At 65.1% G+C, this 13,543-nt stretch carries 3 protein-coding genes and 2 pseudogenes; all 5 read right to left on the reverse strand.

What is annotated here, in order from left to right:
• Positions 1-189: 189 nt before the first annotated feature.
• The 5 genes and pseudogenes from LWE61_RS20270 to LWE61_RS20280 all read right to left on the reverse strand — a co-directional run bounded on the left by LWE61_RS20270 (position 190) and on the right by LWE61_RS20280 (position 13,146).
• Positions 190-1,902 (reverse strand): ShlB/FhaC/HecB family hemolysin secretion/activation protein, encoded by a 1,713-nt coding sequence (locus LWE61_RS20270; RefSeq protein ID WP_234152464.1) that lies wholly within the window; start codon positions 1,900-1,902, stop codon positions 190-192.
• Positions 1,899-3,053, reverse strand: coding sequence for a YDG domain-containing protein (locus LWE61_RS21000; RefSeq protein WP_407696280.1), 1,155 nt, complete (start codon positions 3,051-3,053; stop codon positions 1,899-1,901). The genes LWE61_RS20270 and LWE61_RS21000 overlap by 4 nt, the downstream gene beginning before the upstream one ends.
• Positions 3,027-3,530, reverse strand: a pseudogene (locus tag LWE61_RS21005) (YDG domain-containing protein); the annotation flags it as partial. The gene LWE61_RS21000 and the pseudogene LWE61_RS21005, both read right to left, overlap by 27 nt.
• 18 nt (positions 3,531-3,548) lie before the next feature.
• Positions 3,549-11,471 (reverse strand): annotated as a pseudogene (locus tag LWE61_RS20275) (YDG domain-containing protein); the annotation flags it as partial.
• A gap of 814 nt (positions 11,472-12,285) precedes the next feature.
• A complete protein-coding gene (locus LWE61_RS20280; protein ID WP_234152466.1) occupies positions 12,286-13,146 on the reverse strand; it encodes a DUF3800 domain-containing protein in 861 nt (286 codons plus the stop codon).
• Between the last annotated feature and the right edge of the window lie 397 nt (positions 13,147-13,543).

A 13,543-nucleotide genomic window follows, 5' to 3' on the forward strand; every position in this document is an offset into this window, starting at 1 on the left:
GAGCCTGCCATTGGCGCTGATCCTGGCGCTGGTGGGTATGTCCGCTTTCCGCTGTGCGATAAGGGACAACCGGACGGTCTGCACCTGAGAAGCTCAAACGGGCGCGTGAATGACTGACATGGGTCGGGATCTGAAATGCACCGTACGACAAGCACATGGCCATCTTATTTGCCGACCTTGACGCATCGATCAATAGCGCATGGTCACCCCGACGAAAAGTCGTGTCGGTCGCGCGTCCTTCTTGGCCAGCAATTGCGCCTGCACGTCGCGGGTTAGCGGCTGAGCCGCCTCGACATAACCCGACAGGTGCCGTGTCAGCGTGAAGCGCATGCCGCCACCGGCTGAGGAGAGGGACGCGCTGCGTGCCTCGCCCGGCTGTACCACCTGATTGCGGGTCGTGCCGACATCGTAGAAGCCATAGAACTGCGCCGCGCCCTTCACGGCGGGGAGCGCCGTGGCATATTGCAGCTCGATCCGGCCCGCGATGCCGCTGTCGCCAATGATCTCCGACGGGTCGTAGGCCGTGCCGATGATCGCGCCGCCGAGCCCAAATTGCTCGGAGGAGAAAAGGGAGTCGCCTAAGGACGTCTGCGCCTTCACCACGCCATAGACGGCAAGGCCGCGCACCATGCTGTCGAGGGTCTGGCGGCGCGAGATTTCGGCGGTCAGCTTGTGGAAGCCGTTCTTTGCATTGGGGCGCGAGGGGTTGAGCCGCGCCTCGCTGAGACTGCCGAAGATCGACAGGCCCTGGCTATATTCCAGCGCAATGAGGTTCTGCCCGCCCGCCCGATCGGCGAAGTCATAGCTGCTCGTCAACCGCAGCGCGCGGATGCGGTCGTAGGAGGAGGGCGAGAAGTCGGGCAGGTCGTTGATGACCGTCCGGCTGTCGAGATAATGGAAGCCAAGGCTCAGCCGCAGCGTCGCCGCGCGCGAACGGATCAGCGGATAGCTCACCCGCGCGCCGAGGCTGGTGCCGGTCGCCCGCGCGCCCAGCGGCTCCAGCACGAAGCCTGGGCGCGAATGGCTGTAACCAGCATTGGCGGAGAGGAGAAGGCCGTCGCGGCCCAGCGGCAGGTCGATCTGGCCGCTGACATATTGCAGTTCAGAGGTCGGCACTGCGCCCGCGTAGTTGAGCGCGATTCGTTCGCCCAAACCCAGAGCATTGTTGGTCGACACGCCCGCGTAATATTGCACCGGGCCGATGTAGCGGCTGCCGTGGTTGTCAAATCCCGCATAGGCGTCGACCGTCTTCTGGTCGGCGACGATGGTGACGAACGATCCGCCCCGCACATCCGGTGCGGGGGCAAGCACCGCGCGGGCGCTGGTCCCGGCGATGTCGTTCATGAGGAGAAGATAGCGCTCCAGCACCTTTCCGCGCAGGGGCTTCTCGGCAGTCAGCGCGTCGGCATAACGGCGCAAGACGGCGCTGGCCTTGCCCTGAAATTCGACGCCGCTGACGAACCCCTCGACGATCTGGATGCGCAGCACGCCGTTCTCGATCCGCTGGGCAGGGACGATGGCGCGCGAGAGGATATAGTCGTCGCCGCGATAGCGTGCGGTAATGGCGTCGGCGAGGGTGAAGGCTTCGGCGAGGCTGACCTCCCGCCCCGTCAGTGGCGCGGTGAGGTCGGCGAAGGCGCCCGCCGGATAGACGCTGCTCCCCTCGACGCGGATTTCCCGCACGGTGATGCGCGTGGTGGCCGCGTCGGCCGGGGCGACCGTGGCGGGGATTTCCGGCGTCACGATTTCCGGCGCCGTGCGAGGCGCCTCGGGCGGGGTGAGCTGCTGCTGGACGCGGCCGGGATCGACCTGCGCCGGGGGCAGGGCGACCTGCGCGGAGGCCTGCGTCGCGAGCAGCATGGCACCCGTCAGACAGGCGGCGTGGAGGACAAAGGGCTTCACTGCTGAGACTCCAGCTTGATCGAGGAGAGGTAGGAATTGGCGTAGCCATTGGCGCTGGCCGCGCCCGCGTCATAGCTGCCGCGTCCGGAGGTGGATGCGCCGATGGTCGTGGTCGTGACCTGCGGCGGGGTGACGGCGGGCGCAGTCGGCAGGAAGGCGGTGGCGGCGCCGACGGTGACGATCGTGTTGCTGCTCTGCGCGGTGCTGCTCGTCACCGGTGTGGCGACGAGGGTCTGCACCGGCTGGTTGGTGATGAGCGCCTGCAAGGGCACCTGAACCGGCGCCTGCGTCACCACCATGATGCCCGACTGATAGGTGACGGTATAGTTGGCGATCTGCCCGCCCGTCGCCTGAATGGCGTAGCTGCCCGCGGGCGACTGTGCCGTGGCGGCGGTGGTGAACGTGTGGGAGAGGCCGGTGGAGGCGGCGCTGTCCGTACCCTTGAAGCCGGTATAGCTGACCGTCAGAACCGGCATCGCCTCGCCCGAGACCTTGGACTTGTCATCGGTGCGGACCAGCAGCGCGGCCGGCAAGATGACCCCGGCTGCACCGGTATAGGTGCCGGTGGGCAGCGCATAGTTGGCAAGCGAGGTGCCCGCGCCCGAGATATAGTCGGTCAGGGAGAGGTTCACCGACACGCCCACGCCGCTGCCCGCATTGGCCGAGGCAAAGCTGCCCGCGCGGTTGGCGATGCTGATCGACTGGCCCGCTACCAGACCCGTGATGCTGTAGCTCGACTGGCCGATGACCGCGTTGAGGCTGCCGTCATAGGTCTTGGTAATGGTGCCCGGCGCCAGCGTGACGGAGAGGCGCGCGGGGGTGATCGCGACGGTCAGGCCGCCCGGCTGGCCGCCGCTAATCGCATAGTTGGCGGCATCCGCGCCCGAGAGGCCGAAGCCGCTGACTGTCACCGCCTTGGCCGTGCCCGCATTGCCGTCCGCCACCGAGGCGCTGCCCTGGACGAGCGAGACGGCATCGCTGGCGACGAGGCCGCTTAGCGTCCCGCCCGAGAGCGCGACGGCATTGGTGCCGTCATAGGCGCGCTCCACCGCGCTCACGCCGGTCAGCGTGACCGCCTTGGGCGTGATCGCAACGCTCAGGGTCGAAGGCGTGCCGCCGAAGCTGTAGTTGGCGGCGTTCGCGCCCGTCAGGCCGAAGCCGGAGACGGTGACACTCTTGCTCGCGCCCACGCCCTTGTCCGCCATGCTCGCCGTGCCGCGCACCAGCGAGACGGCGTCGGTGGCGACGAGGCCGGAGAGCGTGCCGTCGGTCAGCGCGACGCCGGTCGTGCCGTCATAGGCGCGGTCGATCGCGGCGAGGCCAGTCAGGGAGACGGCCCGCGGCGCGATGGTGACGCTCAGCCCAGTCGGCTGGCCGGAGAGGATGTAGTTGCCCGCATCCGTGCCGGAGAGGCCGAAGCCCGTGACGGACACCGCCTTGTTCGTACCGACATTCTTGTCCGCGATGCTGCCGCTGCCAGCGATCAGGCCGATGGCGTCGCCACCGAAAAGGCCGGAGAGCGATCCGCCCGACAGCGCGACGGCGGTGGTACCGTCATAGTTGCGCGCCGTGGCGGAGACGCCGCCCAGCACCAGCGTCTTCGGCGTAACGCTGGCGGTCAGGCCCATGGGCTGTCCGCTCAGCACATAATTGGCGGCGTCGGCGCCCGAGAGGCCGAAGCCCGAGACAGCGATCGCTTTGTTCGTCCCCACATTGCGGTCGGCAAAGCTGCCGGTGCCGGTTACGAGGCTGATCGCATCGCTGCCCAGAATGCCGGATAGCGTGCCGCCGGAGAGGACGGCGTGGGTCGTTCCGTCATAGATGCTGTCGAGCGCGCTCACGCCGCTCAGGCTCAGCGTCCGCGCGCTAATCGTGGCGGTGAGGCCCGCGGGCTGGCTGGCGAGGACATAATTGCCCGCGTCCGCGCCCGAAAGGGCGAAGCCGGACAGCGAAACGGCCTTGTCTACGCCCACATTCTTGTCCGCCAGCTGGCCGGTGCCGGTGGTGAAGCTGACTGCCTCATTCCCGAGAACGCCCGAGAGCGCGCCACCGGTGAGGGCGACGCCGGTCGTGCCGTCATAGCCGCGCGCCGTCGCGGTCAGGCCGGAGAGGCTCAGCGCTTTGGGCGCGATGGTGGCGGTGAGGCCGGTGGGCTGGCCGGAGAGCGCATAGTTGGCGGCGTCGGCGCCGGTCAGGCCGAAGCCCGATACCGTGACCGCCTTGCCCGTGCCGACATTCTTGTCACCGACCGAAGCCGTGCCGCCCGCAAAGCCCACGGCATCGCTGCCGAGTATGCCGGAGAGCGATCCGCCGGTCAGCGCAATGTCGCTCGTGCCGTCATAATCGCGATCCTGCGTGGCGAGGCCCGCGAAGCTGATCGCCTTTGCGCTGATCGTGGCGGAGAGGCCGGTCGGCTGGCCCGCCAATACATAGTTGGCGGCGTCCGCGCCGGAGAGGCCAAAGCCGCTCGCCGTGACGCTATACGTGCCGACATTGCGGCTCGCGATGCTGCCCGTGCCGGAGACGAGCGCGATCGCGTCCTGCCCGATGATGCCGGAAAGCGATCCGCCGGTCAGGGCGACACTGGTGGTGCCGTCATAGGCGCGGCCGGTGGCGGAGACACCCGACAGGGTCAGCGTCCTGGCCGTAATGCTGGCGGTCAGGCCGCCCGGTTGCGTCAGCGTATAGTTCAGCGCGTCGGCGCCGCTCAGGCTATAGCCCGCCAGCGTCACGCCCTTGTTCTGTCCCACATCCTTGTCGGCAAAGGCGCCATTGCCGGTGATGAGGCTGGCGACGTCATTGCCCAGAACGCCGGAGATCGTGCCACCGGAGAGGGTGGCGGTGTCGCTGTTGTCATAGACTTTATCGCTGGCGGTGACGCCGGTGACGGTCAATCCCTTGGCCGCGATGGTCGCGGTGAGCCCCGTGGGCTGGCCGGAGAGGGTGTAGTTGCCCGCATCCGTTCCGCCCAGCGCAAAGCCGCTGGCCGTTACCGCCCGGTTGGCCCCTGCATTCTTGCTCGTCAGGCTGCCCGTGCCCGAGATGAGCGAGATGCTGTCGCTGCCGAGGATGCCGGAGAGCGTGCCGCCGGTCAGCGCGACGCTCGCCGTGCCGTCATAGTCGCGGCCGGTGGCGGAGACGCCCGACAACGTCAGGGTCTTGCCGCTGATCGTCGCGGTCAGGCCCGTGGGCTGGGCGGCGATGCTGTAATTGGCTGCATCCGTGCCGGAGAGGGTGAAGGCGCTGGCTGTTACCGCCTTGTTCGTGCCCACGTCCTTGGTCGTGACGGACCCGCTGCCCGCCACGAGGCTGACCGCGTCCTGCCCCAGGATGCCCGAGAGCGTGCCGCTGCTCAGGGCGATGTCGGTGGTGCCGTCATATTCGCGGCCCTGCGCCAGAACGCCCGAGAGGGTCAGCGCTTTTGCACTGATCGTCGCGACGAGGCCGGAGGGCTGGGCGGAGAGGGTGTAGTTGCCCGCGCTGGTGCCGGTCAGCGTATAGCCGCTGAGCGATACCGCCTTGCCGACGCCCACGCCCTTGTCCGCGAACGCGCCCGTGCCGCTGGAGAAGCCGACGCTGTCGCCGCCGATGACGCCGGACAGCGATCCGCCGGACAGGACCGTGGTGGCAGTGCCGTCATAGTCGCGGCTGTGCGCCGTGACGCCGGTCAGGCTGATCGACTTGGGTGTGATCGTACCGATGTTGGCAGAGGTGGTGCCAGTGGGCAGCACATAATTGCCCAGAACGGTGGAGCCGCCCGCCGTGAAATCGCCGCCAACCAGCGAGATGCTGACGCCGAGGCCGGTGCCCGCATTGGCGCTGCCAAAGCTGCCCGCCGTCTTGCCGATGGCGATGCTGTCGCTGCCATAGAGGCCGGTGAGCTGGAAATTGCCCGCGCCCAGTATGGCGCCGGTGGTGCGGTCATACTCCTTCGTCACTGAACCGGTGAGCGCGAGGGTGAGCTGCTTGGCCGTCACTGTCACCGTGCCGTTGACGAGGCTGAAGCCATAGCCGAGCGAGGAGGCGAGCGTGCCCTGACCGATGGTCAGCGCATAGCTGCCGCCGACCGCATTGCCTGCCTGATAGCTGGTGCTGGTGGTCGCCGCGCCCGTCAGCGCGGTCGTGGCGGTGTCGCCGTCGATGAAGCCGGTGATGGTCGGCGTCACGCTGGAGGCGGAATCGCCATAGCCGACGGTCGTGTTGCCGGTGACGGTCAGCATCGGCACCACGCTGTAGAGCAGCAGATTGTCGAGTGCGGACAGGCCCGAGATGTCGGAGGCGAGCGTCTTGCCATAGGACTTGCCGCCCGCGACCAGCCCGCCCAGCGTGTTGTTGCGCGGGTCGCCTGAATAGATGAGGTAGCGGCCAGTGCCCGGGGTTAGCGCACTGGCACCCGCATTGTTGATGAAGGCGCCGCCGGTCGCCAGCAGGATGGGCGTGCCCGATCCGCTCGCGCTGATCGCGCCGCCCAGCGTCAGCGAACCGCTGGCCGAGCCGAGGTTGCGCACGCTCACCGTCGCCGCGCTGATCGCGCCGAGGGTAATGTTGCCGCCTGTGTTGTTCGTCTTGTCCGTGCTGCTGGCGAGCGTAATCGCGACGGCGCCTTGCGTCGAGATATTGGCGCCCGCGGCAAAGTTGATCGCCGCGGCACCGCTGTCGCGATAGGCGTTGATCACGCCGTTCGCCACGCTGTTGTTGGCCAGCAGGGTCAGCGATCCGGTGCCCAAGCTGATGTCCGCATTGCCCAGAATGCTGCGCCCCGCCTCCAGCGTCAGATTGCCGGTGGCGTGCAGGCTGGTGCTGATCGCGTCGGCGATCGTGATGTCGTTGTTCGCCTGAAGCACCAGCGATGTGCCGCTGCCCAGCGCCCGGGCGATCAGCGTGGGGGATATGGTCAGCGTCTGGCCTTGCGCTGCGGCATAGGTCCAGCGGGTCGCATCGTTGAAGCCCAGAACGACCCGGCCCGATCCTTCGGCCGAGAAGTCCATCAGGATCAGGTCGTCATTTGCCGTCGTGACGCCATAGGCCGCATAGCTGGCGTTGGTGGCATCGCCCAGAAAGCTGTTCGCCTGCGAGGGCGTGCCTGTCAGCGGCGACGTGCCGTTGTTGTAGATGAAGGCGCCCTGGCCGCCCGACACATTGCCGCTGCTCAGGACGAAGGCGCCATTGGCCTTGAGCACCACGCCTGCCGAGCTGTAGCTGCCGAGTTGATCGCTCACCGCGCTGCCGATCAGGCTGTTGCCCGAGCCCAGCGTGCCGGTGAGGCCATTGACGCCGCTGATCCGTGTGACCGCGCCGCGCGTACCGTTCCAGTTGGGGCTGAACAGCAGCGCGTCGCCGCTTGTCGTCTCCATCAGGCCGTAATTGCCGACCTGATCGCCGTCGCTGTTCAGCGACCTGTTCCCCTGGGCCAGGTTGGCCGGGGTGTTGAGGCTGGCCGAGCGCGTGCCGACAAGGCTGTTGGCGGACGACAATGTGCCCACGAACGCTGATCCGTCCGACAGCGTGCCGTTCGCGCGAAGGAACGTCAGGGCACCCGCCTGATTGTTCCAGTAGGACGAGCTGATTAGCGCATTGCCGTTGGAGAGCAGCTGGACGTTCTGGTAATAGGCGCTGCCCAGCAGGTCGCCGCCGACATAATAGCGCATGCCGACCTGGCTGTAGCCATTATAATTGTAGCTGCTGGTGTAGGCCGTTGCCGCGTGCGAACCGACGAGGCTGTTGGCGGCGGAGAGGGAGCCGGTCAGCGACGTCGCACCGTCCAGCAGCGCGCCCGTCGTGCCGTTGATATAGGTGAGGGCGCCGCGCCGCTGGCTCCACTCTGGGCTCATCATCAGCACATTGCCATTGGCCAGTTCGACGATATTGCCGCTGCCAACATAATCGCCGCCGAAGATGGCCGGATTGCCGCCGATGCAGCTGGAGCAGTAGACGCTGTTACCCTCTGCGCCGGTGGTGCCGACCAGGCTGTTGAGGGAGGAGATATTGCCGGCGATCGATGCGCCCGCCGCCACAAATGTCGCCGCGCCGCGCGTCTTGTTCCAGTTGGGGCTGAGGATCATGAAGGCGCCGCTGGAGAGCGCCTTGATTGTCGCGCCCACATTGTCGCCGCCCAGGCTCGACTGCTCGTAGCTGTTGATGCCGACGAGGCTGTTGGAGGCCGAAACCGTCCCCGCAAGCCCGCTCGTCCCGCTGATCCGCGTTACCGCGCCCTTGCCGCGGCCCCATTCATAGGCGCTGGTGACAAAGTCGCTGGAGCCATTCAATGTGATGACATTGTTGCCCACATAGTCGCCAGCCGTAGATCCAACGAGGCTGTTGGTCGCGGAAACGGTGTCGCCCGCCGAGCCGCTACTGCCGGTGACGGTTTGCCCATTTGTGCCATTGAGTACGGAGACAGCGCCGAAGCCGGTGTTCCAGTAGCGCGAGGCCACGACATAATTATTGTTGCTCAGCGCGAAGACATTGGTGCCGACCTGATCGCCACCTCCGATGGAGCGATCATGATAGCTGTCATAGCTCGCGGAACTGCCCGCCGTCGAACCGACGAGGCTGTTGGTCGCGGAGACCACGCCTGCCAGATTGGTCGTGCCTGGCGCGATATAGGTTGCCGCGCCCCTGTTCGATGACCAGTTGGGGCTTTGGATCACGATACCGCCATTGGCCACTTCCACCGCGCCGTAGCTGCCGACCTGATCGCCGCCATACCATTTGCGCACGCCATAGGTGTTGGTGAAATAGGTGTCGGTGCCATCAGACGAGTCGCCGATGCCCTTTGCCGTGCCGACAAGGCTGTTGAGCGTCGAGACGACGCCCGCGGCGCCGCTCGTGCCGTCACCGAGCGTCACTGCGCCACGACCATGGCCCCAATTGGTCGTGAAGACCAAATAATTGCCGTTCGACAGGGCTTTGATGACGTTGGTGCTCGTGCCGACATTGTCACCGTTGTAAAAGCCGTAGACGGTGCCGTAGGGGCTATAGGCGGTCTGGGGCGCGGAGTAAGCCGTGCCCGGATTGCCGACCAGGCTGTTGGCGCTGCTGACTGCGCCGAGCGTTGCAAAGCCGCTGCTGCCGTTGCCGAACGTGACGGCGCCGCCGTTCCTGTTCCACCAGGGGCTCAACACCACGAAATTGCCATTGGTCAGCTTGACGAGGCCGCCGCTGCCTAACATGTCGCCGGGGCGCCCGTTGCCATTGGTCGTGCTGCTGGTGCTGCCGACCATGCTGTTGGAGGCGGAGATGAGGCCGATGATCCCTGCGCCCGCCGTGGCGAAGGTGATAGCGCCGCGCTTGTCGCTCCAGTTCTGGCTGCGGATGACATAATTGCCATTGGCCAGCACGTCTATGGTCGGCTGCCATTCGGTCGCGCTCGCCGCACCGACCAGATCGCCCGCATTGGCGCCGACAAGGCTGTTGGAGGACGAGACGAGGCCGCTCACCAATCCGTTCGCGGCGACCCATGTGACCGCGCCGCGATTGCCGTTCCAGTTCGGACTGGTGATCAGGAACGCCTTCGAGCCGTCATATTTACTGGCGTAGGTGACAGGATCGTAGCCGCCATATTGGTCGAGGAACAGCAGGCCATAGCCGCCGTAGAAGCTGTCGCCATTGGAATTGCCGACCTTGTCGCCCGAGCGGCTGCCTTGCAACGTGGCCGTCAGTGCGCCGGTGCGCGAATCGTAGAAGAAGACCGAGCCGACATCGGTCTGCCCGCCGACGACGTCGAGCGGCTTGGTCACGACTATCGTGCCGTTGGAGAGGTTGGCGGTCATCTGGCCAAAGCCGGTGCCCAGGCCCGCATTGGGATCAATCAGCTCGAAAGTGGCGAGGCCGCCCGTGTTTTCCTGAATAACGATGTTCTTGGGGTCGAGGAGGAGCGTGCCCTCCTTGCCATTGGTGGCGGACGCATCGCCGCTGCCGCCAAATTGCAGCAGGTCGCCGCTCGACACCTCGATCATGCCGCCGTTGCCGACGAGAGAGCCGCCGCGCGCCGAGGCGCTGCCCTGATAGTCGGTCTTCGTGCTCGACCAGAGGACGACGCGGCCGCCGTCGCCTTCGCTGCCTGCGTCGGCTTTGAGCGTGGTCGCGCCGTTGACAAGGACGGTCGAAGCGATCTGCGGGCCGGTACCATGGAGGTCGCCGCCGACCAGCACCGCGCCGCCGTTGCCCACCGCGCCGCTGGCATCGACGCGCGCAGCCGCCAATGCGATGTCATTGCCGAGGATCTGTACCATGCCGCCGGTCGCGCCGGTAGCGGACAGCATACCCGAACTAAAGGTGCGGCCCTGCGCAACTGTGCGCGCGATGACCGATCCGCCCGCGCCCGAGACGCTGTTGGCGCTGGTGCGCGCGCCGCTCGTCTGGGTGATGTTGCTGATCGCGTCGAGCATCACGCTGCCGCCTGAGCCGCTCGTGGCGTCGGCCGAAATGGTGCCGGCCTGCGTCATACCGACCGCTTTGATCGTCACGTCGCCACCGGTCGCGCCGTTGGCGCTGGCGCTGCCGCCCAGATAGGTGAAGCGCGAGTTGGTCTCGATGCTGCCGCCCTTGCCCTGCGCCGATCCCGCGTCGAGCGTGCCGGTGAGGTTGAGGATGCCGTCCGCCGCGCCTGCGTCGCCCGCCTGCACCGCGATGCGGCCGCCCTGCTGAGCGCCCGCTCCGCTGACGTCCACCTTGCCCGCAACGTCGACCGCACCGGAACCGCCGAGCAGTTCCACCACGCCGCCTGCCGTCGCGATGCCGCGCGCTTCGATCGCGCCGGACATGTTGATGACATTGTTGAGGAGACCCTCGGCGACATTCGCGGAGAGGCGGACATGCCCACCCTCTGCGATGATTCGGCCGCTGTTTTCCACGGCGGCGCCTAGCGGGCTGCTGCTCGTGGTACCAGCGATGGCTAGGTTGATGAGGCCGTCGCCATAGAAATCGACGGTGGTAGTGCGGCCCGACGCTAGCGCGACCTGGCCGAGACGCGCGGTGATCGTGCCAGAGTTGCGCACGCCCGGCGCGACCAGTGCGGCAAAGCCACCTTCGCGCGCGGTAATGACGCCGTCGTTGATAACGCTGGCCCCGGCCAGTCCTTCGCCGATGGACAGCGCGCCGCCAGCCGCAAACTGGCCGACAGCCGCGTCGCTGACACGTCCCGCACTGGCGACGATGCCCGCCACGTCAACACGAGCGGAAGGGCCGAACCAGATGCCGTTGGGATTGGTGATCACCACACGGCCGTTTGAGGTCAGCGTGCCGAAGATCTGCGAGGGATCGGTGCCGACCACCCGGTTGACGTTGATGGACGATGCGTCAGGCTGATTGATGGTCAGCCGGTGATCGGTGCCTATGGAGAAGCTGGACCAGTCGATGACCGTGCGCTGCGTGCCGGTCGTCACGGTCATGTCCCTGCCCGCCGTGGCGATGCTGGCCGATCCGGTCACGACCTGCCCGCTCGTCGGCAGCTCCTGTGCCATCGCGCCCGCCGGAGCGACGGCGGCGACGAGGGCGGTCGTGCGGAGCAGGGCGCTGCGCAGCAAGCGGTTTGTCTTGCCAGGACGGGCGAGCTGGGAAAGGATCATCAATGGCTACTCCGTGAAGCGGTCTTACGGGACCGCCCTGATGCAAATTCCATCAGCGGAGCGCACACGTCGTCGGACCGGGACAGCGGACCGTCGCCGCCATTCCGGTTAACAATGACGCATGACGTCTATTACCAGTGTTGCGACCTTGGGCCCCACGACCTTGGACGCTGTTCCCGGAAATCCATGGATCTGTGTAATTTACACAGATTGCGACCCCACTCATGCTGTGGACCCGTATGTAAAGGTTATAGGTAAACAACAGCTTGATATGAGGGAGTTTCGCTGATTTTTCAGCCTTCGATTTGCAAGCTGCATATGCCGATAATTTGCGACGCAAGCAGGTGAAATAAGGTACAAGAGCTTAACGGTGAAGGCTTTTTCGTTTCAACACACCGTGAAGCTGCCATTCCGCGCCATGCAATCTCGAGCATCAGATCGGAAAGCTGTCGGTCTGCACTTGGGAACGCAAAAACTGATCTTGAACGGCAAGATGGGTCGGGTTTAGCCCGGCGGCAAACGCCGGGCCCCGGGACGTTCCTGCCGTTTGCGAAAAGATCGCGGAAGTCCGGTTACGGATGAAGCCGTCCCTGCTCAAAAGCTGCGCGTGATCAGGCCGTGCAATGGTTCGACCGATGAGGCTGCGCAGGAGAACAGGTAGCCCATCACGAAATTAGACCGCAGCGCGTTGTATCGCAAGCCTAAGCCTGGCCCTATTGGCACAATGTTCCTGTTGTCAATTGCCTGCGAGTTCGCATATAAGGGGGACAAATGGACTGGGGGCTCCCGGTCGGCGTTGTAGCCTCGGTGAGTTTCATCGGGGCTTTTCGCTTATTTGGGGCGGGAAAACCTTGAGGCCCCAGTTCTCATAGCCGCTCCCTACATTCTCGCGCCCGCCGTCGCAGTAAAATTTTCGGGTCAAAACCTCGAATGCGCGATTTTCCTGCCCTGGCCGCAGAACGCTCATGCCGATCGGCCGGGCCACCAGGTCGGCAAGTTGAAGCCCGGACGAATTTGCCTTTTTGTCAGCGAAGACGATCTCGAAGGGGAGCGGCGCACCCGTCTTGTTCTCGCCACCGCAGATTCGGCGGAACTCCAGTTCGAGGTCCTTGTCCTCCTTCTTGCCGCGGCATTCGAAGACTACATGGGTCTTTTTGGCATCCTGGTTCTTCTCGATGAGAAATTCGTAGAGTGTCTCGAGGCAGAACCCGAGCGCGACGTGGTAGGGGTTGCCGCGTTCGACCGCGCGTGCACCGAGGCGATGCTTGTCGATTACGCAACTTATCAGGATGAAATTGGATCGGTCGATGATGCCGCTAAGTCCGTCAATAAAACCGAGTTTTTCGGCCTCGTTAGCAAACTTGAAGGGTCCCGTCTCCTTGCGGATCTCGCGCTCATGAAGGATCACTATGTCATGGCCAAAGTGGTTGAACTTGAACTTCTCGAGCGCAGGGACGACCTTCTCGCTGTAGTGCTTCTTGTAGAAGACGCAGAAAGCCAACACGAATAATGGATAGTTTGGATCGACGGTCTGCATGCCGTGATCCCCACTCTCATCGACATAGACAACGAAGTTGCTGAAGCGACCCGAGGGCGTGGTGGCGCTCTTGCGGTCCTCGACTACGGGGTCGAGATCGAGATCGAATAGGGAAAATTGCTGCTCGGAATCCGTCATGATCCCATAATGGCAGTCTGCTCGGAGCAAGCCAAGCCAAGAACCGGGATTGCACATACCCTTACTGTCTGGAGCACCCATGCCGAGGGAATCTGCCGCAACCATGGCTTCGAATCACCTGCCGGGCGAGGAAATGGAGAACGCTACAAGGTCAGCCCGCCCCGCGCTCAGCAAAACTCGACAGGAAAATAACCGGCACTGGTCGCGACCTGGCGTTACCGGACAGTCCGCACACCGGGATGCAAAATTGGCGCCTGAATGGCGACAAACGGTCGCTTTAGTGAGCCTAATCAACATCTTTGTTGAGTATCGCGGCGTCTATAAGTCGAGGTATCATCGGCAGCAGTTCACGTGCCAGAAAACCCACCGTAGCCATTTCATGCGACAGGGCTGCACC

The organism is Sphingobium sufflavum (assembly GCF_021403115.1).
Taxonomy (GTDB): domain Bacteria; phylum Pseudomonadota; class Alphaproteobacteria; order Sphingomonadales; family Sphingomonadaceae; genus Sphingobium; species Sphingobium sufflavum.

Bases quoted from the DNA above. Each gene is read 5' to 3' on its own strand.
- LWE61_RS20280 (WP_234152466.1), bottom strand. From the start codon at position 13,146: ATGACGGATTCCGAGCAGCAATTTTCCCTATTCGATCTCGATCTCGAC.